Origin of the sequence: Natronincola peptidivorans (genome assembly GCF_900111615.1) — a bacterium.
Lineage (GTDB): Bacteria > Bacillota > Clostridia > Peptostreptococcales > Natronincolaceae > Natronincola_A > Natronincola_A peptidivorans.
On record NZ_FOHU01000003.1, the window covers coordinates 202,863 to 229,139 of the forward strand.

Consider the following 26,277-nt stretch of genomic DNA (forward strand, 5'->3'; position numbering starts at 1 on the left):
CCATTTTATCTAGGTATCTCTAAACTATTGATGAAATTACTTAAACATAGTATCCAATGCTTATCATCCGTTCAGTAATTGCTACAAGTACTGTTGTCAAAATATTTACACCTGCAATTGTTATCAATAGTCTTTTTTTGTTTTCTACATATTTTTTTAGCAATAGATAAACTGCAGGAATCTCAATTATTAAAGTTAGTAGAAGGTACCCTGCTAAAATCATATAATAGGGTCCTCTATCAAATGCTGCAAATATGGAACCAGTGAGAGGATATAATCTATACCCTCTCACTAGGTAGGGTGCTATAAAGGATAATAGATTGGCAAAGGTTATTATAACAAAAACCTGCTTTATATCAGCAATATAATTAAGCTTAGCTACACCAAAGGTTTCTATTAGTAATGTTACTGCTATACAAATAGGTAAAATGGTTCGTGGACTGGTAGTTACCCAGATCCATGAGGAGTTACCATAAACTGGTGCAGTAAAAACAACAGCTAACAAGGAATAAGTTGTTAGTACCGATGCTATTTTCATTTTATCTTCCCCCAGATTTGTTTTAGTAATAGAACCTATATAGAACTCTTTATAAATCTATTTGCTTCATTTTTCAATAATCATCCCGCTAGGCTGAAATCCCTTTCCATGTCCCCATTCATACATCTGCTTTATGTGGTCTAAGGATAGTTCCTTATAACTGCACCTAAGGGGGGTAATTTTTTCTTTATCCCCCAGCCATATTGACCACAGCTCTAAAGAATAACCTTCCCTGAGATTTTCTTTTAGATATTCCAATAATTGCTTTCCTCTAGCATCTGTATATCTAAATTCAACCATATAGATGAAGGGCTTTTGTGTATGCTGTCTTGCATCTTCATCACCATCATACCCTTTTGTAATCATCAATTCCCCTAAATCCTCTTCGCTTTCAAAAACCATCACCTTATCCTCTTGGTTCATTTTTTCCCAAGGCATGAATTCGTGGGCTTTTATTCCCAGTTCTATGGCTTCCTTCACTGTAATCATTTTTTCCTTAGTATTATGTACCTCTGGCAGGTCATAATCACTTCCTATAAAAGAATATGCACTCATGTCATTTCCTTCCTTTCTTTTAATTAGATTTCTCCTTCACTGCTATAGCTTATATTCCAATAATGCATGTTCTGGAATAAAGCCTGCCTTTACCAAGGTTTTTAGAGAAGCTTTGTTGGCATAGCCGCATCCGCAGATAGGTGTTTTACCTTCCTCTTTACAGATATCCGCCAACCTTTTTATAATATAGGTTCCATAGCCTCTTTTTCGAAAGGCAGGATTCACCAGCATGCCGATATCCATATAGCCATAATCATAGGCAATGTTTTGGTATAAACCACAGCCTATTAGTTGATTTTCCTGGTTTTGAAATAACAAGATATTCTTATTCCTTATATAGTAGATCATCTCATCGTCACTTTCAAAAAAGTCGTCATTAATTTGTTGTATTCTTTCCAAATCTGATTCTTGAGCAATTCTTTCATTAAACTGCTTTTCTAATAATTGCTCCTTTTCTACATGCTCTCTAAACAAAATACCATCTATGGTAAATTCTTGTGTTATTAGATTCATGGCTGTCAACAGCTCATAGTCAAAGGTTTTGCAATATACACTTGTTACATTAAGTGTTTTGGTAATTTCTAAAAGTATTTTTTTGTTATGCAAAATACTCTTACTTGTACTATAATACTCTAAAATATGTGTGTCCTCATTATTGATAATGACATAACCTATCATCTGTTCTTTTACTTTAATAAAATAACAGGTTCCTTCTTTCACCAGTAGCTCTAAAAACAGCTCTTGGAATACTGGAAGAGAGTCAAGATACTTCCGTCTTTCCTTAGCAATTAATGATTGATCTTCTTCCTTTATAAGATTTATCTTGTCCACTTATATCCCCCCATTGTATTTTATCTAATGGTTATACATTTACTGTATGTATCTTTTTTACTTATTTACTGGATTCCAACAGCCCTTTAGATTTTTCTAATCATAATGGTTTCTTTAAATTATTGTAAATTCCTCTATATTATTCTTTATCTCTTTCAATTTTGAAGGACTCCTTTAACTGCTACTAGTGAGTGTTTTTTTTGATGTATTTTCACTAATTACCATCAAAATGTAAAATACCTCTTATCATAACAAGAAGTATTTTGTGTTGGTATTTTTAGGGAGGCTTATATGCTTCTTTGAAATGATAAATGAAAAGCCTCCGTCAGATGTTTTAATTTTTTGCTCTAATGCCTCTTACTTCTTCCTTTGTTAGATCTCTCCACCTTCCTGAGGGTAAACCTTTAATGGTAATGTTCATGACACGGATTCTCTGCAGCTTTACCACTTCATAGTTGAAATGGGCACACATTCTTCGTATTTGCCGATTTAATCCTTGAGATAAGGTGATTTTAAAGGTTCGCTTATTGATTTTAATAACTTTACATGGTTTTGTCATGGTATAGCTTTTTTTTACAGGATTATAAATCTTTACTCCCTTTGCCATGCCTTCTATAAAGGAGGAAGTAAGAGCTTTATTCACTGTAACCATATAATCCTTTTCATGATCATTTTCTTCTCTTAAAATCTCATTAACAATGCTGCCATCATTGGTAAGCAGAATTAAGCCTTCAGAATCTTTGTCTAGTCTCCCGATTGGGAAGATACGTTCAGGATGATTTACAAAATCAATAATATTTCCTTTTATATGTCTCTCCGTTGTACAAGTAATCCCTGGAGGTTTGTTTAAGGCAATATAGACTTCATTTTTCTTTGGTTTTAAAGGTTTATTATTTACTTCAACTTTATCCTCTGGGCCTACAATGGCTCCTAATTCTGCAATTTTCCCATTAATCTTTACTTTTTTTTCTTTAATTAATTCATCGGCTTTTCTTCTAGAACAAAGTCCCGTAGAACTAATATAATTATTTAATCTCATGTATATCTCCTCATATACTTTAAAATGAATTATCTCTCACTCAATTGTAAGTTTTTATTGTTTTTCTATTTCTTTGTTTTTATGTCTTGCTTACTTTATAATAAATATCTTTGGCTCTTTTCATTCTACCATAATAGAAGAAGATAGTTGTATACCAAGTTTGTATACTAACAATATTTTTCCCTAAGGGTATCTGTTAGATACTAGATTTTCTCTTTTTCTTTTCAAGCTTTAAAAGAGGTTTTTTCTACTATATTCATTGCTTTCAGCATAGGATGGTTTATGTAAAATATTGTATTAATTCTATATTTTGGTAGACAAATTTGTAAGAAAAGAGTACAATATTATGTATGCAGCTGGACGGGCCTCTTAAGACTTGAAAATCAGTGGTTTATGGCCTTTTTTAATGAAACTCTAATCTCTTTTTAATAAAGCTCTAATGGTTGTTTTTTATAATATGGATATCATTGGAATATTATGCTCTAGGCTTGGAAATAAAAGTAATTACAATTTACTCCTTGTTCAATCTCAGTTTGAATGAAGTTCTATTTTATCTATGGTGGTGAAATCGTGGGTATTCTTATCAAATACATTATTAAAAACATTTTTGAAAAAAAATTTAGAACCTTTATTATTGTAATCTCTGTTACCCTTTCCGCTGCACTATTTTTTGCTTCCAGTGCCATCTCTGGTACCATAACAAGTATGTATGAGGCTCAAATAAAAATGCAGACAGGAAAAGCAGATTTATTAATCAATCCTAACCAGCAATCTCCCTCAGACTTTTTTAGTATTCAACAGCAACCTATAGATGGGGTGGCTTATATTGTAGGTGATGTATCTGTAGGCGGAAATTATATGCTGCCAAAGGCAGAGGCTCAAGCCTCGAAAATCCAATCTCAAAGATTACATCTTCGAGGCTTTGATTTGGAAGACCTTGAAGTCCTTAACCCTATTAACTTTAGTAAATATGCTGTGGACCGAGAGTTTAAAGGAAATCATATTATTCTCAGCAGTGTTTTTGCAGAAAAGTATGCATTTGATGTAGGAGATACCATTGACATAGAAATCCGAGGAACCAATAGAAGGTTGGTAGTATGGGGTATTGCACGGCCAACAGGCCTTTTCCGTATACATCCTCAATCAGATTCTATGACAGCTGTTATGCCAAAGGATACTCTGGCCTCTTTATATAATGTTAGAAGCAGAGTTAATTCAGCCTATGTGGTTTTGGAGGAAGGGGCTGAGGTGGAAAAGGTGAAGAATACCTTGAGTTCTCTTTATCCTAGATACACAGTAGGAGAACCCTTTTCCAGTGAAGAATTAGCAGAATACTTAAACGTTATTGTGGTTCCTTTTTTCCTTATGACTACCATGGTTTTGTTTATCAGTATCTTTATTATCTATTCTACCTTTAAGGTCATTACTGTAGAGCGGCTTCCTATTATCGGTACCTTTAGAAGCATTGGAGCAACAAAGAGAATGACGGATGCTGTTCTGATTGGAGAAAGTTTGACCTATGGTGTGCTAGGTGGTGTTTTGGGAAATCTTTTAGGTATAGGTATTCTCTACTTGATGACAGATCTTTTAGCATCGGACCCTTGGAGCGGAAGAATGGATGTAACAATGGAGTTCGGCTTAGGTCATATGATAGCCGCCTTCCTACTAGCAGTAGGGGTAGCCTTTATTAGTTCATGGATTCCTATTGCCCGTACATCTAAAATACCTATCAAGGATTTAGTGTTGAATATGGTGGAAGGAAAAACTAGGAAAAAAAGGTGGAAGGTTTATGCTGGTATTGGTTTTATCCTTTTTTCTATTATTGCTCCTAGAATCAGTCCCAAATTTATGGCTTTACCAGCCAGCACCATAAGTATGCTGCTGTCAACAATGGCAGTAATTATGTTTGTTCCCTATATAACCAAAGGCTTTCTTCAGTTTCTGGAAAAAATTTATGAATCTCTTTTTGGTAATGAGGGGATTTTAGCGGCTAAAAATCTTAATGATAATAAAAATATACTCAATAATATTTCTCTTTTGGCTATTGGTATCTCTGCTCTGCTGATGATTAATACCCTTAGTCATAGTGTAAGCATAGAAGTATTGCAGGCCTATAATGACTGGGACTTCGACATCATGGTGAGTGTACATGAAGGGGATCGCAATACTGAACAGATCCTTCGTGCTGTAGAAGGTGTTGCTGCAACCTATGGAACCTTTGAAACCTGGGAGGGTGTGAAGGTAGCAGATGTTGATTATAGAATTCGATATATCCAAGGAATAGATACCAATAAATATAGAGATTATGTGGCTTTCCGTACAGAAGGAGATCCAGATAGAGTGCTTCAGCAGCTAGATGAAGGCAGAAATATTATTGTGGCCAATATGGCCAAAGAAAGGCTAGGACTAAAGGTAGGAGATACCATTACCCTCGAGATGAAAAGTGGAAATAGAAGCTATCATGTTATTGGGTTTCATGATTCTATCATGATGAATGGTAGCAATGCCCTCATCTCAGAGAGATATTATAAAATGGATATGCAGCAGCCTTATTTTGATACTATGTATGTCAAAACCTCTAAGAATCCTGATGATGTGTTAGTAGATATACAAACAAAATTTATGAGAAGAGGTATGTGGGGTAGTACCGTTGCAGATATGGAGCAGCGTAATACTGAATCCAACAACCAAATCTTTCTTATTCTAAAAGCTTTTTCAGTTTTGGCTATGCTTATCGGTATATTTGGTGTCTTTAACAACTATATGATTAGCTTTATTGAAAGAAAGCGTTCTATTGCCATCCTTCGGTCTGTTGGCCTCAGTAAAAAGCAAACACTAAAAATGATTTTGGTGGAATCCCTGACAGGTGGTTTGATTGGCGGAGTTGTAGGAATTATTGGTGGGACATTAATGCTATCCAGCATCCCCTATGTGATGAAGGCTATTCAGATCCCCATAGGCATTCATTATGCAAAGAGCTTCTTTATCAATGCAGTGATTGGCGGTATTATTATCGCAGTATTGGCTTCAGTTAGCCCAGCATCCAAAACCTCCAAGCTAAACATTATTGAAGCCATTAAATATGAATGATAAATATTAGTAAAATAGATTGAGGTGAAATGATGGAAGCAATAATAGAAACCATAGATTTGCATAAGACCTTTATGCTGGGTGAAATCCCAGTGGAGGTTTTAAAGGATATCAATCTTACCATCAACAGAGGAGAGTTTGTTACCATTATGGGTCCCTCTGGTTCAGGTAAAAGTACATTACTGTATTTGATGGGGGGATTAGATAAACCTACCGCTGGTAAAATAAACATTCTAGGACAAGATATTGCTGCTATGACAGATAAAGAGCAAAGCATCATGCGCCGTAGGGATGTAGGCTTTGTTTTTCAGTTTTATAATCTGATTCCCAATCTAACAGTAGAGGACAATGTCTTACTTCCTATCCTTTTAGATGGAAAAAAAATAAAAGGTTATCGTAAAAAATTGGATGAAATTCTTGAAACCGTGGAGCTGTCTGACCGAAAAAGTCATACTCCTAGAGAATTGTCGGGTGGCCAACAACAAAGGGTAGCCATTGCTAGGGCCCTTATCAATGATCCTGATATTCTTTTGGCTGATGAGCCTACAGGAAATCTAGACAGTAAAACTACTGAGGAAGTAATGAAGCTTCTACAGAAAATCAATAAAGAAAGTGGCAAAACCATTGTACAAGTCAGCCATTCTAAAGAAACAGCAGAATATGGCGATAGGATAATCAGTGTTAAAGATGGAAGGGTGTGGATATAGTGATTGCAACAAGAAATATCATTTTGGTTCTACTAGTAATTTCATTGGCCTTTATAGTTACTGGCTGCAGCGGTAATGGTGAGGAAACTCATGTAGAGGAGGTAGATTTATCACAGGAGTTAAAAACAGTAGAGGCCTTTGGTTTGGTAAAGGCAGAGGAAACAAAAAACATTATTATTGACTTTCCTGCTACTGTAGAAGAGATTTTTGTAAAGGAAGGACAACAGATAAGTTTTCAGGATCCTATCTTCACCCTAGACTTTCCTCAATATGTATCCGAAATATTCAATAAAGAAAATGAGCTAATGATTGCCGGTTTAGAAAAACAAAAAATCGAGAAAAATCTTCAGGGACTTTACAGAGAAAACAGAGAATTAGAAATTGAAAAGCTGACAAATGATTTAAGCTTTGCACAAACAGTTTATGACCAATATCTTAGTGAGCTTCAGGGTCATGAGAAACTACATACAGCAGGAGCTATCTCTCAGCAGGAATTTGATAAAATTAGAAGAGAAGTAGAAGAAAAAAAGAAGCTTGTAGATGACATTGACTACCAGCTTCAGGAAGCTAAATATAAAAAGGAGCAATTTCTCTTAAAGCAGGAGGCTGAGAATGATCAACTCCGTATCCAAAAGGAACGAGTTGCACAGGTTGAAAATCAGCTGGCTTTAATGAAGGATAAGCTAAATAAGGCATACATGAAAGAAAATCAGGTGGTATGTCAGTATCAAGACGCTGTTATCTATGATATCCAATATGCTTTGGGAGACATTGTTGATCCTACACTGAAGGCCTTTACCATTGCTAGTCTAGATAGCTTAATTATCGAAGCCAATATCGTAGAGGAATTTATTAGAGATGTTGAAATAGGAGCATCTGCTAAAATCATTCCCGTTGCAGATCGAGGAAGGGATTATACAGGAAAAGTGGTTTCTATCTCCAATATGGCTTTTCAGATAAATGGGGAAACAGTAATACCTATTAGAATTTCTGTAGAAAATACAGATCATTTCTTAATGCCAAACTATAATGTAGATGTGTTTATTGATCTTCAGTAGATAAAGCAAAACCCGGCACCATTACGTATCTACAAATACGATACAGTGTCCGGGTTTTTTTACGTCTAGAATTAAATGGATTTTCTACAAAACTAGATGAAACGCAGAGCTTCTACAGGGTCCTGCTTTGCAGCTTGATAAGCTGGGTAAACACTAGAAACTAAACCAATGATAACTGCTGCCCCTATAGCAAGCAGTAAAAGATCAGCTCTCCAAGGCATCTGGATATCCATCCCCGATACATAGGGCCCAACATAACGGGCCATGGCTGTTCCTCCAAAGAATCCCATTAATCCTCCCGCCATACTGATAAGGATACCCTCCGTTATAATTATTTTAACAATATCAGCCTTGCGAAAGCCTAAAGCACCAAATATACCAATCTCTCGTGTTCGTTCTCGTACAGAGGCGGACATGGTTAAACCTACTACCAGTATCCCCACTAGAAGAACCAGTATAGATATAGCTATACCAAACCGGACTAAACGAGTCAGCATCTCATCTCTTCGAAGGGTTTCCTGACGCAAGCTGGTAATAAGTGCATGGGGAAGAACTTCATTCATCTCCGAAAGCAAGGCTTCCTCCGATCCAGCAAAATAATCAACTGCCATTTCAATCACTGTGATTTCCTCAGGACGATCTAGTAATTCCTGGGCCATCGATAGATTCATGAAGATTTGCTGGTCTTCTACAGAGCCAATCTCCATCAAAATCCCGTAAACCACCATTCCTTTACCTGAAAGTATCAACTGATCTCCTTCTGTAACGCCAATAGTGCCTGCTACCGCAGATCCCATTACGATTTGGTTATCAAGGAGGTTGAGGCTGTCTAGTTCTTGTCTCGTAAGATCAATCATCTCAAAATCCATCTTTTTTTCTTCATTTTCTAATGTTTTTTCTGTGAGTTCTGTTTCTAAAGCACTCTCTTCTGAGCGGGTTGTCCTCTGATTCTTTTTTCCTCCCTCTCTAATCCTCAACCAGGGCTTCACCAGAAATTCTTCCTGTAAATTAGCTCCCACAACAATAACCTTATGTTGACCGTGATCCTTTAATCCAATAAGCTTAGGTGCCATAACCCTTATCATATCTCTAGAGGGAAGCTCCTCAATGGCTTCCACATCATCTGTGGTTAACTGCTCCACATCGTACATAATCTCTGGAAGGGTAATCCCTCCATAGGAAAAAGTCAAACCGCCGGCATCTGGTTTAATAACAACATTGACCCCAAACTCAGTAACCTGTCGGGTCATCTCTGTTTTCATGGCCTCCACCACACCATAAATCGAAACTATGGTGGCAATACCAATCATTAAACCTAACAAAACAAAAAACATTTTGGCCTTTCGACGACGGAGGTTGTTTATTGCTATATGATAAAGCTGCATTATATCCCTCCGTTACTTTCTTTTGTCTGTAATGGCTGACATTATATCTTCTTCATCGGATGATAGTTTTCCATCCTTCATCATAATGGTTCTGCTCATATAGCGGGTATTATCTGGGTTATGGGTAACCATTAGAACCGTTAAGCCTTCCTGGTTTAGCTGCTGAAATAGCTCCATAATTTCATCGCCAGTTTTTGTGTCAAGACTACCAGTGGGCTCATCTGCTAGAATAAGGGGTGGTTCGTTCACAATAGCCCGAGCAATGGCTACCCTTTCCTGTTCTCCTCCAGAAAGCTGATTAGGCAATCTCTTCATTTTATTGGCTAAACCCACTCGATGAAGAACTTCCTCAGCCATTTCCCTTTTTTCCTTGTTTGAACGTTTGGTGGTAGTTAAAGGAAGCATTACATTCTCATGGGCCGTCAGATAAGGGATTAGTTGAAACTGCTGAAAAACAAAACCCAAATATTCACGCCTAAAATCAGCCCTTTTCTCCTGCGATAGCTTATATATATCAATGCCATCAATTTCAATAATCCCAGATGTAGGTGGATTTAGGGCTCCTATGATAGATAATAAAGTGCTTTTTCCTGATCCAGAATGTCCCATCACACTTACGGATTCGCCTTTTTCTATATCCAGTGTTACAGATCGCAGGGCCTGGACCTCATCCCCCATAGATCTGTATGTTTTTTTAATATCCCTCAGGGAAATCATTATTTCAGACATCCATATGCCTCCTTCAAAGTTGTTATTACTCCCATGCCTCCTAAAGCTCTATCTTAAAGAGTATAAAAGGCACAAAATCAATATAATAAATTTGCAAATATAGATTCATTAAGGAGCTAGATAAAGCGTAGTGCTTCAGCTGGATCAAGTCGTGCTGCCTTAAGTGCAGGATAGGCACTTGCTAAAATTGCTAGCCCTGTTGAGAGGAGTATAGCAGGTAAAAGTAGTTGTAGTTGTAATGGTATATCCCCTTGAATCTGTGCCAGATAAGGACCCGCATAGCGGGCAGTAAGACTGCCTAAAAAATAGCCAGCTATACCTCCTAGAACACTGATCATTGCCGCCTCTAAAAATATAATTTTTATGATGTGGGTACGTCGAAACCCAATTGCACGAAAAATACCTATTTCTCTGGTTCTTTCATTTATAGACGAAAGCATGGTAGTTAATACCACTAGGGCTGCAATTAATAGAACTACCCCAGAAAGTGCAATTCCAAAAGCTGAAAATTGATCAATGGTTTCTTCCCGAAATAGAGCTGCCTGCCGCATAGGTATTGTACGCCCATTTGGTAGAGCTTCATCCAGCCCCATGGCTACTTCTTCTATGGGACAGCTATTACAATAGGCTGAAACTTCAATCATGGACAATTCGCCAGGTCTATTCAATAAGTCCTGTACTACAGTTAAATTGGCATAAATCAAACCATCCTCTTCGCTTCCCAACTTATTGAGGATACCAAAAACCCCAAAGGGCTTATTGTTAATCATCAATTGGTCCCCCACCTGTACCTTCAAGGCTTCAGCAGCAGAAGCTCCTAATACCAAACCATCCTGTGGTATATCCAGCAGAGCAAGATCCCCTACTGTTTCTCCTTGCTCTATATCCGCCTGCTGAGCTAGGGAAAACCAAGGCTTTTGCATAAACTCTTGTCTAGGTTCTATTCCTACAATCAAGGAGTTTTGTTCTCCTGCCTCAACAGCACCCACCAACTTTGGAGATACAATGTTGATGTATTCTGCCACCGAGGAGGAAAAGATTTTGGGTATATCCTCCATAGTGAGCTGTTGTACATCAAAGGTTAAGTCAGAAACAGTAGCGTTGCCATAATGCATCTCCATCCCCTCTGTTCCAGGAAGAATGATGGCATTTGCTCCAAATTCATCAATTCTGTCTCCTAAATCCAAATGCATAGCTTCAATAATATTTAAAACCGCTACAACAGTAGCCACACCTACCACTAAACCCAGCATTAAAAACAGCATCTTTATTTTCCTGCGTTTTAAATTATTTAAAGCGATCTGAAAAATATTCATCCGTCCACTCCTCGCCTTCAATCATAACTGTAATATACTACTGTATTTCATACATTCTCCCATTGGCATAACCCATTCTCATCACTAGCTCTCCATCCCGGTAAACATAAATTTCCCGGTGGCAGCCGAAATTTCTTGTGTTGGTGGTTATTTCTTCAGCACCAGCCTCTTGACCATATTTATCAAGATAATACTCCACAGCCATTTGGTTGAGACTATTGCCAGTGCTGTTTACAACATTGGCCCTTGGTAAAAGACCAAATCTCATGCTGGCTATAAGAATAATGCCAATAATCAAGGCAATTTGTATATACTTTTCAATATCAAAAGGTTTTTTATCTTTATCTTCTTCATTATTTCTTTTTTGTTGTTCCGTACCCCATCTATCTTCACCCATAATTGTTTTTCCCCCTTCGCAAGTAAAAGTTCACCGCTAAGCACGGCTTCTCCAAGTTAATACATCCTCCAAATCAATCATCACCATGCCATCCTCTATCTGTGGATTCATATAAACAGGAGGATAGGATCCGCAGGCTTTGGAACCTGAAAGGAATTCATGATCCTCAATGTCATAGGTGGTGCGACAAGCATCACATACAAGAGTTTCTCCTGCAAGGGAAAAGGTTCGACCACGGCAGGGCTCACACATGCTGCTGCCAGCAAAAAGTCGCCCTGAAGGCGTGATATACGCCATTAGCGGCACCAACTGATTTTCATTGTTTTCTACTTCAAAGGAAACAATATTGTTTTGGTCTATCTCCTCTAAAGCTATTTTAATTTTTCCGTCCTCTATGATAGGCTCCACTTGTGTCATTGAAATAAATTCTCCTATATAAGATCGGGATGAGGCTACAGAATCACCAAAGTAATTCCCTTCCTCTTGGCCATCATTTGAACCAAAAAACATAAACAGCATGGCTGCTACCAATACCACTCCTAAAGCCCCTACAATCAAAGGGCTTTTGCTTTTTGATGGCTGAGTGAACTGCTCTTTCTTATTAGGTATTTTTTTTGACATTTTTTCTCCTCCAACTCTATAGATTCATCTAATTTTTTATTATTGTATATCTTCCAGGCTTGCTGCCTTATTTAACTCTCACCTCCTGAAAATACTTTTTATACCTGTGTTATTTATCACATCCAATTGTGTGTTTTGACACATCAAAATAGTTTTTTCTTTAGATTTACGTTATAAATATCGATGTAGTTCTTCTAGCTTACTTGTTGATTTAGAGAATTTCTATATCCCTTACTTTCACTTCTTATAAAAAAGCAACTTAAATTACCCACTTATTCTAAAGCAATTTTTATGCCAATATAAAAGCCACAAAAAAAGAATCCTTTTTATATAAAGAATTCTCTCAAGCTTATGAGGGCTTTTATTATTTGTTGCTGTTAACTTATTTGTTGCTATGAAGGATTAGATCCTTTGGGCTTCACAAGAGCTACATAAATGATTATTTAGTTAAGGATAGCTTTTTTCTTACTGTTCTTGTCTCACAAGAATCGGCAACCTCAGCTACTTATCTTTATTTGATAAGTAGCTTTTGGCTTTAGCATACTATGTTATTCAATTCATCCAACCAGATTTCATAGGAGGCATCACTTGGCATCCTCCAATCTCCTCTAGGGGATAGGCAAATAGAACCTACTTTAGGTCCATCTGGTAGACAGCTCCGTTTGAACTGCTGGGTAAAAAATCTTTTGTAAAATACTTTTAACCACTGTAATATTTCTTCTTCCTTCCATTTCCCTTGAAAGGCTATTGTGGCGAGAGAGAAAATTTTTGATGGACTAAACCCGTGCCGGAGCATATTAAAAAGGAAAAAATCATGTAGGTCATAGCAACCAATAATTTCTTCGGTTTTTTGCTCTATTTTCCCCTCTTTATCAGGAGGTAATAATTCAGGACTTACAGGAGTATTGGTTATATCCTTTAATGTCTTTGCAATGAGTGTATCTCCTTCTTTATCGGCATACCATTCTACCAAAAACCTTACTAATGTTTTAGGAATACTAGCATTAATCCCGTACATACTCATATGGTCTCCATTATAGGTGCACCATCCTAGTGCTAGCTCTGATAAATCTCCCGTACCCACCACTAATCCACCTTCTTTATTGGCAATATCCATAAGAATCTGTGTTCTTTCTCTAGCCTGAACATTTTCATAGGTTACATCATGTACCAGCATATCATGTCCAATGTCTTTGAAGTGTTGGATACAAGCCTCCTTTATGGATATCTCTTTTACTGTAATCCCCAATTCCTTCATTAGCAGCAATGCATTGTTATAGGTTCTCCCTGTTGTACCAAAGCCTGGCATAGTTATTCCGATGATATTTTCTCTTGAAATTTTTAGGTGATCAAAAGCTTCTATAGATACCAATAAAGCAAGGGTAGAATCCAGGCCGCCAGAGATTCCAATAACCACCTTCTGAATGCCTGTTTTTGATAATCTTTCCGCTAACCCTATGGACTGTATAGTAAAGATTTCTTTGCACCTTTCTGTTCTTTTTTCCTTAGAGGCAGGTACAAACGGATAGGGATCTATTTTTCTTTTTATTTCTTCTATTTCTACATCAGTAAAGGAAAAGGATATTTTTTCATAGGCAGCTGCTTCTGTGTTTTTTCCCATGAAGCTATTGTTTTTACGTCTGTCGTTCATAAGCTTTTCAATATCAATATCATGGAATAAGAAAATGCCTTCATCAGCAAATCTTGTCTCCTCCATGATAGCACCATTTTCTGCTATCATTCCATGACCGCTGAAGACAACATCTGTTGTAGACTCATTTTGTCCTGCAGAAACATATAAATAGCTTGCTATGCATCTAGCGGATTGTTGCTTTACCAATTCCTTTCTATACTCATACTTGCCTACAACTTCATTGCTGGCAGATAGATTTAGAATTAAATTGGCCCCATACATGGCATGTCTACTGCTGGGAGGTATTGGATTCCATAAATCCTCACAGATTTCCGCTGCTATACATAGCTCTGAATCAGTATCTTTCAATAATAGATTATCTGAAAAGACCACCGTCTCACCACATAAATCAATGCGATTGCTGATTCTTTCCTTTCCAGAGGCAAACCATCTTTTTTCATAAAACTCGTTATAATTTGGCACGAAGGTTTTTGGAACTACCCCTAAAATCCTTCCTTTATGGAATAAAACAGCACAATTAAACAATTGATTATCAGCTTTAATAGGCATCCCCACTGCTATGATCATATCTAATGTTTTGGTATTATTCATAAGTCTCTTTAATGTATCTTCACAGGCTTTTAGCAATGTAGTCTGTTGAAATAAATCTCCACAAGTATATGCTGATATGCTTAGCTCTGGAAATACTAAAACCTTTATGTTATGTTTTGTTGCAGCTGTTTTAGCAATCCTTTCAATTTCCTTACCATTAAAGATAGGATTCCCTACCTTTAGTTTGGGTACTGCAATGCCCACCCTTATTAATCCATATACCTTCTTATGAGACATCAGCCCTACTCCTCTCCGCTATCCTAGGTAGAAAAATTTCTTCTTTTTATTAGTTTATCATTTTTTATAAATTTATTAAAATTTATCTGTAATCTTTTTAAACATACACCCTAAATTTTAATATATTGAGAGCTACATTTACAGCCTATAATTTGGAGTGGAATAGTAAACCATGCCTATTAGCATTTAGCTTTAGAACCCTATGTCTATAAATTGGTATATAGCATTAGCGTTTTAACATAGCTTTAGGTTATGGCTATTGTCTATTTCTACTGCCCTATATTGACCCATCAAGGATTTGTTTCAGCACCTTACCTGTGTAGCTGTTTTCTATCTCCGCTACTTCCTCTGGAGTGCCTTCAGCAATAATAGTTCCTCCCTGGTCTCCACCTTCTGGCCCTAGATCAATCATCCAATCAGCATGAATCATTACTTGGGGATTATGTTCTATCACAATTACTGTATTCCCACTATCTGTGATACGCTGTAATATGCTTAGTAGATTTTTCACATCTGAGAAGTGTAGACCTGTTGTAGGCTCATCTAGAAGATATATTGTTTTACCGGTATCTGTTTTGCATAATTCCTTTGCCAGCTTTATTCGTTGAGCTTCTCCACCTGATAATGTTAAAGCACTTTGCCCCAGCTTGATATACCCTAGACCTACATCAGAAAGGGTTTGTAGTATGATAGATATTTTTTTGTCATTTATAAAAAAATCCAGCGCCTCATCAATGCTCATTTCTAAAACACCTGCTATTGTTTTCCCATTGTAAACTATTTCTAAGGTCTCTTCATTAAATCTTTTTCCTTGACAAACTGAGCATTCTACCCATAGATCCGGCATAAAATGCATCTCGATACATTTCCTTCCTTCTCCTTTACATGCCTGACATTGTCCTTCCTTGCTGTTGAAGCTGAAACGATTTTGTTTAAATCCTCTCTTTTGTGCTTCCTCCGTTGTGGTAAATAAACTTCTTATATGATCAAACACACCAGTATAGGTTGCAGGATTTGAGCGAGGTGTCCTTCCTATTGGCTTCTGAGATATACTAATAACCTTATCTACCATTTCAAGTCCTTCTATAGTATCATGCTCTCCAGGAATATCATCAGAGCTTCCCAGATATTTGGCCAGCGCTGGATACAAGGTTTTAGAAACTAAACTGCTTTTTCCTGAGCCGCTTACCCCTGTGATACAAGTGAATACACCTAGAGGAAATGCTGCATCTATAGACTTAAGATTATTGCATCTGGCACCTCGTACCTCGATCCATCCATAAGGCTTCTTTCTACTTCTTTTACTTGCATCTTTAGTATCATTAATCCCCGCAAGGTATTTTCCTGTTTCTGTATGGAGATTTTGTATCATTTCTTCTGGTGTCCCCTCCGCGATAATAGTTCCTCCATGAAGACCTGCTCCCGGTCCTATATCAATTATTTTATCGGCAGCCAGCATGGTATCCGCATCATGTTCAACCACAAGAACAGTATTTCCTTCGTCTCTTATATGCTGCAGCATTTTAATCAACCGACGATGGTCCTTGGGATGGAGACCCGTGGAGGGCTCATCCAGCACATACAGGATGCTTGTGATATTGCTGTTTAGCTGAGCAGTAAGTCTTAGCCTTTGCAATTCTCCCCCCGACAGTGTTGGTACTGGCCTATCAAGGCTAAGATAAGAAACACCGGCCTCTACTAAACCATCCAACCTTTTATATAGCTCCTTTATTATTTCAATAGATAGTTCTAATTCTTCTTTTGCCAGATTTTTAGGTAAATCCTTAATCCATTCCTTTAATCCTTCAATAGTCATTCCTGTAGTTTCAGGAAACCTTGTTTTTCCGATGGTAACCAAGCGTCCCTCTGGAGCCAATCTTTCTCCATTGCATGCAGTACAGGTTTGTTCCCGCATAAATGCAGTAGTCAGCCTTGTGGCAGTATCCCCACTGTTTTCCTTAAACAAACGAAGTATTATGTTATATGCCCCTTCCACCGGCCTTACTATTTCTCCCTTCCTGCCATTGGTGTTTTCGTAGGTAAATTTTACTTCTTTACCATCAGAACCATAGATAGCCTGATGCTTAAAATCTTCAGGTAATGCCTCCCAGGGCAGCTCCAGATTCACCTTCATTACTTCTGCAAGGGCCAATATCTCACCCTTCATCCAGTTGGCATTGGGTTTTTTTCTAAATTTTCTTAAATCTCCCCACCAGTTTGAGGCACCATCAAGTATAGATGCCTCCGGCTTGGATACAATCAAGTCAGTGTCTATCTCAAGCTGTATACCAAGCCCTCTGCATACTGGACACATGCTATCAGGGTTATTAAAGCTAAAGGTGGAGGAGGAAAGCTGAAAAAAGATTTTTTTGCAGTGATAGCACATCTCCCTTGTTTGGAATAAAAATCCTTCTGTTTCATCAATAGTTACAATAATGCCTCCATTCCCTAGCGCCAGCGCAGCTTCAACTGTATCCTTCAATCTTTTTCTGTATAGGTTTCTATCCGGACTCTCCTGAGGTAATGCTATAAATTCATCCAATGCTTCTTTTCCATCAAATGGCTTAATACTAAAAATAGTTCCTGGTTTAAGCAATTCAAGAAGCTTTACTATCTCAGCAGTCTTTAACGGAGTAACGCCTCTACCACAATCTGGACAATGTCTTGTTCCTATTTTTGAAAAAAGCAGCCTCAGATAATCATAAATGTCTGTCAATGTTCCAACGGTTGACCTTGGATTTCTCCCTACATTTTTTTGTTCTATAGCCACCGCTGGAGGAAGACCTGTTATTTGGTCAAAATCTGATTTTGCCATTTGCCCATAAAAAGCCCCTCTGGAAGCAGTTATGCTGTCCATAAAACGTCTTTGACTTTCTGCATAAATGGTATCAAAGGCTAGGCTTGATTTTCCACTGCCGCTTACCCCCGTTACCACAGTTATTTTATTTTTAGGGATGGTACAGCTTACATTCTTTAGATTGTTTTGTCTAGCACCCCTTACAATAATTTCATTTGAATGGATTTTAGAGTTTTCTTCTTTTTGAAATAAATTAATTATTTCTTCTGCTTCTTCTTTTTCTGCCTCAAGATACTTCTTGATGGCTTGGATGTCACCGTCTACCATCTCAATCTCTCCTCTATTAAAGCCTCCCTCTCTGTCATCAAGCCATTCAGGCCAATGCTTTAACCATTTAGGCACATCATATTTATTTACCCTGTCAAGGGCAGGGATGTATGGGATGACCTCCACAACAGAGGTTTTATCAAAGGCATCAAGCTCACTTACCTTGATCTCTCTATTCTTAACGTCTATATCCAAAATCCTTGCAGTTGTCATGGCTATAGGATTGGGACGGACAGGAGATCTGGTTGCAAATATACCTGTTCTAGGAGCATTTTCGTAGGGCGGATTCCCCTGAGTAACTTTTCTAAAATTACTTTTATCAAACCTGTCAAACCACCACAAAATCTTAATATGAGAAAACTCTTTTATGGTTTTAAAAAAATCTGTATTTAAATTCTTTAACTGAAGGAAGCATTCTCCATTGATTTTTTTGACCTTACCTATGGGATGGAGTAAATGTTTATCCTCCAATTGTATATTCATAAATATATCCTTAGTATTCTCTACTTCTTTACAATCTTTATTTACATCAAACCGCCATTCAGGCCACTGCTTCATGAAATTAGGTGCTTTGACATCCTTTACCCTATCCTCACATGGAAAATATGGCTTTAAATCAAATACTACCGTATCATCCTCTGTAGCTCCATAATCCAGCTCAACAATCCCTTTTTTCATGTTTACCTTCAGTACTTTTGCTACTATCACATCAACCTCGTTATTTCTTAATTGAACCATTAGTTGAAGGCTCTCCTCAACAACCCTTTGAAGATCCTCAGGGCAATGAGGAAATGTATTTTTTCCGTTGGGTTTCATAAACACAATTACATGGCTAAAAAACTCTAAATGCTGTAATGCGGGCCTATACTCCGACATAATATGTACAGTAGTACATCCTCCTTCTACCTTTAGCTTTCCAATAGGAAACAATTGAAAGGTTTTGTTTTCCATACGACTTTCTTTTTTCATGCTTTTCCTCCTCAATAATAATTCCTTATGTATCATAAGGAACTTCAAACAGTGATGTTATAAAGGCTTAATTGGAATATAAATATCTACGTACTGACTATTTTCTAAATCTCCTGAGGTATGTTTTGGATACAGCTCAAAACACAGACGATCGTCAGGCTGATAACCGCTTTCTGGCAACCATTGGCCGCATAAAGCCTTCCATGCATTCTGGTATTGGTCCTCCTGTAATTGAAAATGTCCTACAGCATATTTGCCTCCTGGAATGGTGGTCCTGCCAACCTCACCATCCACCTTAACCCCTTTGGACACCGTCATACAAATACTAATTCTCAGCTTATGATCCTCTGTTAAATCCAGCTTATCATGAAATAGAGTAAGCCATTTGATTTCATCAGCCTCCATCAAGCCTCTTTCTGCCCCCCAATGATATAATTTCTCAAAAAGTGCATGAAATAATGCTGCATCCTGTTTATAGGGGCCAGTATGACGGATATACACCACCTCCATATCAGGTATTTCTTTTACTTCAACTGAAAAAGAAGTATCTAGAGTTACCTCTGTTATACAACACTGTTTTCCTTTTATAGTGCCATTATAATTTATTCCTTGACAGAACACTTTTCCCATATTGCTTTCTGGCGTAGACTTCAGTTCTATTTCTTGTAATCTTTCTTCTCTGAATTTGCTGGCATTCATGTTAAAATGGTTTTTAAACGCCTTGGCAAAGGAGGCTTGATTTGAAAAACCGCATTCCAAAGCAATCTCTATAATAGGTGTTTTAGGGTTAGCTAAAAGTAAAAAACCGGCCTTTTCCAGCCGAATTCTTTGTATAAATTGAAACAAGGTTTCTCCCGTCATGATGGAAAAAATCCTGTGAAAATGATATGGAGAAAAATTAGCAATTTCTGCAAGCTTTTTCAAGGAAAATTCCTCTGAAAAATTTGCTTCTATATAGTCTTGAACGCTATTGATTCTAGCTATATACTCCTCTCTTACTATGTTTCTTCTATCATCCTCCACCTATATCTCTCCCTTACAGTTGATTTTACCCTTTACTCCTTTAGCTGGAGATAGGTCATTCTTGGATAAAGTCCGTGTTTTTGATAAAAGCCAAATACAGCTTCATGTCCTTCTGCAACAGCAACTTGTATTTTGCTACAATCATTTTCCTTTAGCCACTTTAGACTGTTCTCTATCAGTTTGCTGCCAAATCTATATTTTCTATACTTTTCTTCAATAAACATAGAATCTATCTCTCCAACACCTTTTTCTATTGTAGAAATACAATAGCCAACAGGGGTTTGGTTGTCGGTAATTAACTCTATCCGAATATTGTTATCCTCTATATCCATAAATTTTTCACTGCGTTTTTCAAAGGTGAAATTCTTATAATGTTCTTTAAAATATTGAGCATCCTCTAAATGCAATCGATTTAACTTCTCCCATAATGACTTTACCAATTTAATCTCAGACTTATCAATTACTTTCATGCAATAGTTCAATTAAATCATCTCCTTTTATTTTACTAGTACTAACTCATGGGGTCCTCTATAAAGTAAAATTTACACTTCTTATATTTGCTAAAATATTCTTCAAATTATTGTAAATTCCTCTATATATTTCATATTTTTTGTTATATAAATATGGTCTTTTAGACTATAGCTTTAGAAGCTACTATTGCTTTCTTCTTAATTTATCGGATTGCCATTTTGAGTAAGCTTGTTTATACAAGCGTATTCCTTTACAAAAGAGTCTTTATTAACAAAAGCCACTTTCCTAAATGCTTTAACATTAAGAAAATGGCTTTTAATCATTGCTATTAAATTTATAGGTAATGATATAAATTAAGAAGAATCTTCCCTCCTCTAAAATGCTACTTGATTTTGACTATAACACATTGATTAATTCTTCTACTGTATACTTACTTAATCCTAGTGTTTCTGGTGTTCTACTTTTCATTTCTCTGTATTGCTTCTTTATGATTACAGAAGCAATGTTGATAATTGAATCCATGATGGGTGTTTCTACTCCGATTTGTTTAGCTAATTCAGACATAAATACAAGACCATAGCCTACATCTTCGTTGAGATATCGGTTATCAAGCTTACTCTGGGCTTTGATTCCTTGAAATCCTTTTCCTTTACTATAGCCTGTATCATAATTACCTTCCTGCATATATCCTTGAACTAATCCTAAAACTGGATTTGGAACTATTTCTATTTCTAACCTTTTTCCAATCTCGATCCTTTCTTTATCTACTGCTTCCATTAATCTACCGACACTAGGGGTAATCCCCTCTTCATAAAAATAGAAATCCCCTTTTTTTCTTTCAACCAATGCAGCATTCAGCAGGGTTACTGCAGGGTGGATAACAGGATTGCCATTTTGTAATGTTGTTTGAAGTACGTTTTTAGCTTGGACTATTCCTGGATAAACTCCTTTTAGGACTTCAAAAACTTCCTTAGTAAGCCTTGATGGAATAGCAGCTAAATAAATACCTCCTACCAATTTTATATAGGTAAATACTTTTCCTGCTTCAATGACTCTACAGGCATAGGGGAGTGTAGATGTTTCTGCTACAATGACAGAATCGTCTTCTAGCTCTAACCCTAGTGCTTTTTTAAAGAGAAGACTTCCTCCACAGGATCCTGGACAAATCACGATTTTTTGACCTTTTTCAATATAGTCCTTAGCCGCTTTTGCAAATATCTCTGTGCCAAAGGCAGGCCTAACCACCATAATCAAATCTGCTCCTGTGATTGTTTTTTTTAAATCATGTCCAGCATATTTTATCTCAGCAAACCCAGAAAAATCTCCTTCTGCAAGTATGCCACCATTTTTTCTTATGGCATCAATGTTCTCATGAAATTCCTCAAAATCAAATAAATACACATCATGGCCGTTTAAAGCAAAATCTGCCGCAACAGCACATCCTCCATTACCTGATCCTAAAACAGCTACTTTCATAAGCTAACAACACTCCCTTTCTTGTTATAATATTTTAATAAAACCTCCTTTTTTTGTGATGCACAGAATTATTGATACAGTCTCACATGTGGTCATCTTTTTTCATGAAGAGGACTCATTTTAAAAAATAGTATCCTATATATGGGAATACTTTTACTGATAAAATATTGGGGTTTTGTAAGGATATTTAAAGGGTTAGCATTCTCGATGCTAAAGAAGATTGTAGATAGAATGTGTCTACTTGATTTTCTGCATAAAAAATCACCTTAAGGTTTGAGGTGATTTTTTAATCTTATCTAGAATAGATAATAAAAAATAATAGAAGTAAGATATTAATTTTTGAAATGTTTACAATATTATATCATAATCGCAAGTTATTATCAATCATTTCTTATTGAATCAGACTGAAGACAAGGTATGAAACTTACTTGGAAACCCGATTTTTATAGCTTAAGTAAATGATTAGCGAAGTTAAAATAAAAGAGCGTAAGATAATCAGATAAGAGTTTTCAACTGTTTGAGCGAAGCGAGTTTTGAAAACTCCTGATTATCTTTAAGCTCATTCCTGCCCTGGTCCTGAGCGGATTTACGTAGCTTTAAAAATGTTAGGGTTTGTCTACAAGCTATATCAATAATTCCTTATTGATTTTAATTTGTTAAAATTGCAACAAAATGCCTCCTTCTTCATAAAGTGATTTTAGGAGGCATTTTCTATTTCTTTATTGTACATTATTGACTTAACTATTCTGTAAATAATAATTCATTACCATTTCCATTTTCCCCATTTCCTCATCAAGGATTTCTTGGGAAAGCTCTCTATCTATGTACTCCTTCCCTTCTTTGTTTAGGGGAGTATAGATATATTGAACGGCTGCATCTGTTGTTTCTGCTTCATTTTCTGATAAGACTACAGAAAACTCTGCTATGATTAAATCCTTAGCAAACTGTATGAACAAAATTTCCTTCTTATTTTGATCATGCTTCGCCACTAACCATATCGTCTCCACTTCATACTCATAGGTTTTAAAAACACAGCCCTCTTCAATTAATCCAGATTTGGAATAGATCATTTCATACTCCCATCCAGGTATCCATTCCTTTTCTCTTTCTGGACATAATAGTGGAAAAATCACCTCTGCAGATGCATTAAATCTAAGATTAAACCTCCTTACTTCTTTCTCAGCTTTAAATGCTTTCATGATAAAACCCTCCTATACTTTAAGATTTATATGTATTTTAAACTATAAAGTTATAGTCGGGTCAAGGGTTTTTATTGAACTGTCATTTTTACTTTTAACGCTTCAGGGATTATTGCTGCTGGATTTTCCCCATTGATTATAGCTGCCATTCTATGTTTAACTCCCCCTTTTGCTTCAGTATCAGTAAGAATATAAAATTGATTCTTTTCAATGGCCCTGAAGGTTATTTCTGCTACTTCCTCTGGAGATATGCCATCTGCTACGGCTTCCCTTATCATTAGATCCACCATCTTTCCTTCAGGTGTAGCTTTTTGAGTTTCTAAAGGATTCGCCAGATTCTCTGGCCGATTGCGATGTGCATCACAGATTTGTGTATTAACAAATCCAGGGCAGAGTACAGAAACACCAATTTTAGTATTGACGGTCTTCAACTCATGATATAGAGTCTCTGAAAAACTGACCACTGCATGCTTTGTAACACGATAGATTCCATTAAATGGGCCCGTTTCCAATCCTGCCCGAGAAGCTGTATTTACAATATGACACTCATTATTTTGCTTCAGCATAATAGGTACAAAGCTTCTAGTTGCATAAATGACCCCCCACAGATTTACATTCATCACCCATTGCCAATCAGCTAAGGTACTCTCCCATAGCATTGTTCCTCCACCAACACCAGCATTATTAAATAATAGATGTACCTCACCAAAAGCCTGCAGGGTTTTTTCTGCCAGCAGATTAACATCCTTTTCCTTACCTACATCCGTTACCACGGCTAAGGTTTCTGCACCTATTGCCTTTAGGTCTCTTTCCGTTCTATAAAGGGTTTCTTCCTCTATATCCGCCAATACAATTCTCATCCCCTCTTTTGCACATCTCTCGGCAATGCTCTTGCCAATACCACTGGCAGCCCCCGTAATTACAGCTACCTTATTATGAAAATTTTCCATGTTTATTTCCTCCATTTTTTTGCTTTTCTGCTATTTGCTTACCTCTTCTAAATATTTCAGTACAATCTTATTAAATTCTTCAGGCTTTTCAAAATAAGGCAAGTGTCCGCATTTCTTTATCACTATTCTCTCTGCCCCTTTAATCCTACTATGTAATAACTCACTAGCCTTTTTGTTAAAGTCTTGGTCATACTCTCCTTCTATTATCAATGTAGGTACCTTTATTTTTTCTAATTGATTTATAGCTAAAGGCTCCAAAGGCTTATATAAGTTCTGCTTCCATTGATAAAAGGCTGTATTTGATTTGTATATTTCCATAAATTTCTTTCTGTTTTGCTGTTCTTTAGGAATATAGTAGTTCCAATAGCTATTTTCTTCAAATTTTTTCGCAGCATATTTTATTCCTTTTATTTTCATTCTAAAATAATCTAATACACATTCCAGCATCATCCTTGCTGGATATTTATATCCATTTGCTGCAGATCCAACTAGTACTAGAGCTTCTACATATTCTGGATACTTCAAAGTAAAATCTAAGGCCACACTCCCTCCAAAGGAGGATGCTACAAGGATAGTCTTTTTTATATTGAAGTAATCCAATATACTTTTTAAATCTTCATAGTAGGAGAATTCTCGTGTTGGAACATTGGTTTTTCCATAACCCCTCTGGTCATAGCTGATGACCTTGTACTGTTGTGAAAAATCTTCCACTTGGTAATTCCAGGTCTTTTTATTTGCGTAGCTTCCATGTAGCAACACGATAGATTGACCCTCCCCCTTTATGGATAAACTATACTTCACTCCGTCTATTTCATGTATTTCTTCTTGCTTTAACATCACATCAACCTCCTACTTCTTAGCTGCATTTTCTCTGCTTTTTTGGACATTCGCACGATTTCTACAGGCTGGACTACAATATTTGGCTCTCAAGTTGGTTGCAATAAATGCATTATTACAATGCTTACAGCGATCTACTAGGGTAGTTTCATCGGTGACGGCAAATCCATAGATGGTTTCTATAGTAGATTTCAGCGAATCAAACTCCCAGGAAATGATAGTCTTATCTAATTGATTGATGGTAAAGCCAATCTTTTCTGTACGGAACTTCCCTGCCAAAATGGTAACCTGTTCTGTAAGATAACTGGAAGACTTTCTATACATAAGCAATTGATTAAAATGAGTAGAAATCATTTTAGCAAAGCCTAGAATCCAATGTATTTCTTCAGAATAAAATCTAGAAAATATTAAATCCATAACAATAGGCCTTTTCCCATAAAACTTAGGAGCATCCTCTCTTTTTACTACATCTACATAATTTCTGTATTCTCGAAATTCAACTTCACCGTCTTCTACAAAGGGTATAAATTTATAAATGTATTCCTTACCCTCCATCACCTTTTCTTTCGTGATAGGATTGTTTTCAATCATCAACATACTGCTTTCCCCAATCACGTTGCGATTGTAGACGCTAGAGCTGATGAAACCAAATAATCCATATTTTTTAGCAAAGATTAATAACTCCTTTTTTAATTCCTCACTATTCTCCTGACCCTCTAGCATTAAAGCTTTATCTCCCATCTGTATTAAATCCAGAAGCAAATCCTCTGCTACATTAAAGGGATTATACATGCTAAATACTGCATCCTCTGTTGGCAGAATATAGGTTTCTCCTTTCTCTGTTGTTTTGAATTGATAGTTATCGTACTTAATCCAGTCGGTAGCAAAGCTTCCAACTAAGGCAATTCTTCCTTCCATTAAAAAACCTCCTAGTTCCATGTGTTTTTGTAATAGTTGTAATAGTTAATTTGTATTTATATATTACATCTTTTGCTATCATTTTATTCTCTATTTTCTTGTTTGTCAACTATTACAATGGATTTTTTTATATATTTGTTAAAAAAAGACCCAAGGGTACCAGTTACTGGTATTCCTTGAGTCTTTTTCTATTCTTTGCTACTACTTACTCCAGGTATGGATTTGCTCTAAAAGCTGCATCTTAACCGTGGTTGGATCGATGGCTTTACGAAATGCTTCTGTGGTGGGTTCCTGCATCATCAGTTTTACTACCACCTTTACATCCTCCATAGTAGCCCAATGCTGTATCATGGTCCATTTGCCATCCTTGCCTTTTGCTAATTCTGTGTCGATAAAACCTTTTTGTTTAGAATGAAAATTTACTTCCAGTTCATCTACGATGCCAATGCATTCTTCATCAGACAGGTTAGGATTAAATTTAAATTCTACAATCTCCGTGGCAATTTTTTGCTTCATTTTTTCTACCTCCATAAAGTATTTAATCTTCAGTATTATTTTAAGA

General features: G+C 36.6%; 22 protein-coding genes. 3 read left to right on the top strand and 19 right to left on the bottom strand.

All coding sequences use genetic code 11. The features are described from left to right. Positions 1-40: 40 nt before the first annotated feature. The 4 genes from BMX10_RS05345 to BMX10_RS05360 all read right to left on the bottom strand — a co-directional run bounded on the left by BMX10_RS05345 (position 41) and on the right by BMX10_RS05360 (position 2,963). Complete coding sequence (locus BMX10_RS05345; RefSeq protein ID WP_090440488.1) at positions 41-538, bottom strand: hypothetical protein; 498 nt, start codon at positions 536-538, stop codon at positions 41-43. A 66-nt stretch (positions 539-604) separates the two neighbouring features. Further along, positions 605-1,093, bottom strand: coding sequence for a hypothetical protein (locus BMX10_RS05350; protein WP_090440491.1), 489 nt, complete (start codon positions 1,091-1,093; stop codon positions 605-607). A 42-nt stretch (positions 1,094-1,135) separates the two neighbouring features. Further along, positions 1,136-1,924 (bottom strand): GNAT family N-acetyltransferase, encoded by a 789-nt coding sequence (locus BMX10_RS05355; protein WP_090440494.1) that lies wholly within the window; start codon positions 1,922-1,924, stop codon positions 1,136-1,138. 334 nt (positions 1,925-2,258) lie between these two features. Then, on the bottom strand, positions 2,259-2,963 hold the full coding sequence (locus BMX10_RS05360; protein WP_090440497.1) for a pseudouridine synthase: 705 nt from the start codon (positions 2,961-2,963) through the stop codon (positions 2,259-2,261). A 570-nt stretch (positions 2,964-3,533) separates the two neighbouring features. On the opposite strand from BMX10_RS05360, the gene BMX10_RS05365 reads away from it, so the two are divergent. The 3 genes from BMX10_RS05365 to BMX10_RS05375 are packed head-to-tail and all read left to right on the top strand — an operon-like array spanning position 3,534 to position 7,818. Beyond that, a complete protein-coding gene (locus BMX10_RS05365; protein ID WP_090440499.1) occupies positions 3,534-6,053 on the top strand; it encodes an ABC transporter permease in 2,520 nt (839 codons plus the stop codon). A 32-nt stretch (positions 6,054-6,085) separates the two neighbouring features. Continuing rightward, positions 6,086-6,760, top strand: a complete 675-nt coding sequence (locus BMX10_RS05370) for an ABC transporter ATP-binding protein (protein ID WP_090440502.1) — start codon at positions 6,086-6,088, stop codon at positions 6,758-6,760. Further along, complete coding sequence (locus tag BMX10_RS05375) at positions 6,760-7,818, top strand: HlyD family secretion protein (protein WP_244272644.1); 1,059 nt, start codon at positions 6,760-6,762, stop codon at positions 7,816-7,818. The genes BMX10_RS05370 and BMX10_RS05375 overlap by 1 nt, the downstream gene beginning before the upstream one ends. Positions 7,819-7,910: 92 nt before the next feature. On the opposite strand, the gene BMX10_RS05380 is transcribed toward BMX10_RS05375, so the two are convergent. From BMX10_RS05380 to BMX10_RS05450, 15 genes are all read right to left on the bottom strand, one after another. Then, positions 7,911-9,203 carry an ABC transporter permease gene (locus BMX10_RS05380; RefSeq protein WP_090440506.1) on the bottom strand — a complete coding sequence of 431 codons (1,293 nt, stop codon included), beginning with the start codon at positions 9,201-9,203 and terminating at the stop codon, positions 7,911-7,913. A gap of 12 nt (positions 9,204-9,215) precedes the next feature. Beyond that, on the bottom strand, positions 9,216-9,932 hold the full coding sequence (locus BMX10_RS05385) for an ABC transporter ATP-binding protein (protein ID WP_090440509.1): 717 nt from the start codon (positions 9,930-9,932) through the stop codon (positions 9,216-9,218). A gap of 116 nt (positions 9,933-10,048) precedes the next feature. Beyond that, positions 10,049-11,248, bottom strand: a complete 1,200-nt coding sequence (locus BMX10_RS05390; RefSeq protein ID WP_090440512.1) for an ABC transporter permease — start codon at positions 11,246-11,248, stop codon at positions 10,049-10,051. A 37-nt stretch (positions 11,249-11,285) separates the two neighbouring features. Continuing rightward, entirely contained in the window at positions 11,286-11,645 is a 360-nt protein-coding gene (locus BMX10_RS05395) for a hypothetical protein (RefSeq protein WP_090440515.1), read from the bottom strand. A 36-nt stretch (positions 11,646-11,681) separates the two neighbouring features. Then, the gene (locus BMX10_RS05400) at positions 11,682-12,266 is read right to left on the bottom strand and encodes a Fe-S-containing protein (protein WP_090440518.1); all 585 of its coding nucleotides are present in this window, start codon (positions 12,264-12,266) and stop codon (positions 11,682-11,684) included. Between the two features lie 535 nt (positions 12,267-12,801). Beyond that, positions 12,802-14,748: an NAD(+) synthase gene (locus BMX10_RS05405; protein WP_090440521.1), complete on the bottom strand. Its 1,947-nt coding sequence runs from the start codon at positions 14,746-14,748 to the stop codon at positions 12,802-12,804. Between the two features lie 277 nt (positions 14,749-15,025). Beyond that, complete coding sequence (uvrA, locus tag BMX10_RS05410) at positions 15,026-18,841, bottom strand: excinuclease ABC subunit UvrA (RefSeq protein ID WP_170834698.1); 3,816 nt, start codon at positions 18,839-18,841, stop codon at positions 15,026-15,028. Positions 18,842-18,898: 57 nt separating this feature from the next. Further along, positions 18,899-19,864: an AraC family transcriptional regulator gene (locus tag BMX10_RS05415; RefSeq protein ID WP_090440526.1), complete on the bottom strand. Its 966-nt coding sequence runs from the start codon at positions 19,862-19,864 to the stop codon at positions 18,899-18,901. 32 nt (positions 19,865-19,896) lie between these two features. Then, positions 19,897-20,346: a GNAT family N-acetyltransferase gene (locus BMX10_RS05420; protein WP_090440529.1), complete on the bottom strand. Its 450-nt coding sequence runs from the start codon at positions 20,344-20,346 to the stop codon at positions 19,897-19,899. Positions 20,347-20,731: 385 nt separating this feature from the next. Then, positions 20,732-21,811 carry an NAD/NADP octopine/nopaline dehydrogenase family protein gene (locus BMX10_RS05425; RefSeq protein ID WP_090440532.1) on the bottom strand — a complete coding sequence of 360 codons (1,080 nt, stop codon included), beginning with the start codon at positions 21,809-21,811 and terminating at the stop codon, positions 20,732-20,734. Between the two features lie 737 nt (positions 21,812-22,548). Continuing rightward, positions 22,549-23,010: a hypothetical protein gene (locus tag BMX10_RS05430; protein WP_090440535.1), complete on the bottom strand. Its 462-nt coding sequence runs from the start codon at positions 23,008-23,010 to the stop codon at positions 22,549-22,551. Positions 23,011-23,081: 71 nt separating this feature from the next. Further along, the gene (locus tag BMX10_RS05435; protein ID WP_090440538.1) at positions 23,082-23,960 is read right to left on the bottom strand and encodes an SDR family NAD(P)-dependent oxidoreductase; all 879 of its coding nucleotides are present in this window, start codon (positions 23,958-23,960) and stop codon (positions 23,082-23,084) included. A gap of 30 nt (positions 23,961-23,990) precedes the next feature. After that, positions 23,991-24,797 carry an alpha/beta fold hydrolase gene (locus BMX10_RS05440; RefSeq protein WP_090440541.1) on the bottom strand — a complete coding sequence of 269 codons (807 nt, stop codon included), beginning with the start codon at positions 24,795-24,797 and terminating at the stop codon, positions 23,991-23,993. A 12-nt stretch (positions 24,798-24,809) separates the two neighbouring features. Next, entirely contained in the window at positions 24,810-25,715 is a 906-nt protein-coding gene (locus tag BMX10_RS05445; RefSeq protein ID WP_090440546.1) for a hypothetical protein, read from the bottom strand. 201 nt (positions 25,716-25,916) lie between these two features. Beyond that, positions 25,917-26,231: a hypothetical protein gene (locus BMX10_RS05450; RefSeq protein ID WP_090440549.1), complete on the bottom strand. Its 315-nt coding sequence runs from the start codon at positions 26,229-26,231 to the stop codon at positions 25,917-25,919. Positions 26,232-26,277 lie beyond the last annotated feature (46 nt).

Bases quoted from the DNA above. Each gene is read 5' to 3' on its own strand.
- BMX10_RS05345 (WP_090440488.1), bottom strand. From the start codon at position 538: ATGAAAATAGCATCGGTACTAACAACTTATTCCTTGTTAGCTGTTGTT.
- BMX10_RS05350 (WP_090440491.1), bottom strand. From the start codon at position 1,093: ATGAGTGCATATTCTTTTATAGGAAGTGATTATGACCTGCCAGAGGTA.
- BMX10_RS05360 (WP_090440497.1), bottom strand. From the start codon at position 2,963: ATGAGATTAAATAATTATATTAGTTCTACGGGACTTTGTTCTAGAAGA.
- BMX10_RS05370 (WP_090440502.1), top strand. From the start codon at position 6,086: ATGGAAGCAATAATAGAAACCATAGATTTGCATAAGACCTTTATGCTG.
- BMX10_RS05380 (WP_090440506.1), bottom strand. From the start codon at position 9,203: ATGCAGCTTTATCATATAGCAATAAACAACCTCCGTCGTCGAAAGGCC.
- BMX10_RS05385 (WP_090440509.1), bottom strand. From the start codon at position 9,932: ATGTCTGAAATAATGATTTCCCTGAGGGATATTAAAAAAACATACAGA.
- BMX10_RS05390 (WP_090440512.1), bottom strand. From the start codon at position 11,248: ATGAATATTTTTCAGATCGCTTTAAATAATTTAAAACGCAGGAAAATA.
- BMX10_RS05395 (WP_090440515.1), bottom strand. From the start codon at position 11,645: ATGGGTGAAGATAGATGGGGTACGGAACAACAAAAAAGAAATAATGAA.
- BMX10_RS05400 (WP_090440518.1), bottom strand. From the start codon at position 12,266: ATGTCAAAAAAAATACCTAATAAGAAAGAGCAGTTCACTCAGCCATCA.
- BMX10_RS05405 (WP_090440521.1), bottom strand. From the start codon at position 14,748: ATGTCTCATAAGAAGGTATATGGATTAATAAGGGTGGGCATTGCAGTA.
- uvrA (WP_170834698.1), bottom strand. From the start codon at position 18,841: ATGAAAAAAGAAAGTCGTATGGAAAACAAAACCTTTCAATTGTTTCCT.
- BMX10_RS05425 (WP_090440532.1), bottom strand. From the start codon at position 21,811: ATGAAAGTAGCTGTTTTAGGATCAGGTAATGGAGGATGTGCTGTTGCG.
- BMX10_RS05430 (WP_090440535.1), bottom strand. From the start codon at position 23,010: ATGAAAGCATTTAAAGCTGAGAAAGAAGTAAGGAGGTTTAATCTTAGA.
- BMX10_RS05435 (WP_090440538.1), bottom strand. From the start codon at position 23,960: ATGGAAAATTTTCATAATAAGGTAGCTGTAATTACGGGGGCTGCCAGT.
- BMX10_RS05440 (WP_090440541.1), bottom strand. From the start codon at position 24,797: ATGTTAAAGCAAGAAGAAATACATGAAATAGACGGAGTGAAGTATAGT.
- BMX10_RS05445 (WP_090440546.1), bottom strand. From the start codon at position 25,715: ATGGAAGGAAGAATTGCCTTAGTTGGAAGCTTTGCTACCGACTGGATT.
- BMX10_RS05450 (WP_090440549.1), bottom strand. From the start codon at position 26,231: ATGAAGCAAAAAATTGCCACGGAGATTGTAGAATTTAAATTTAATCCT.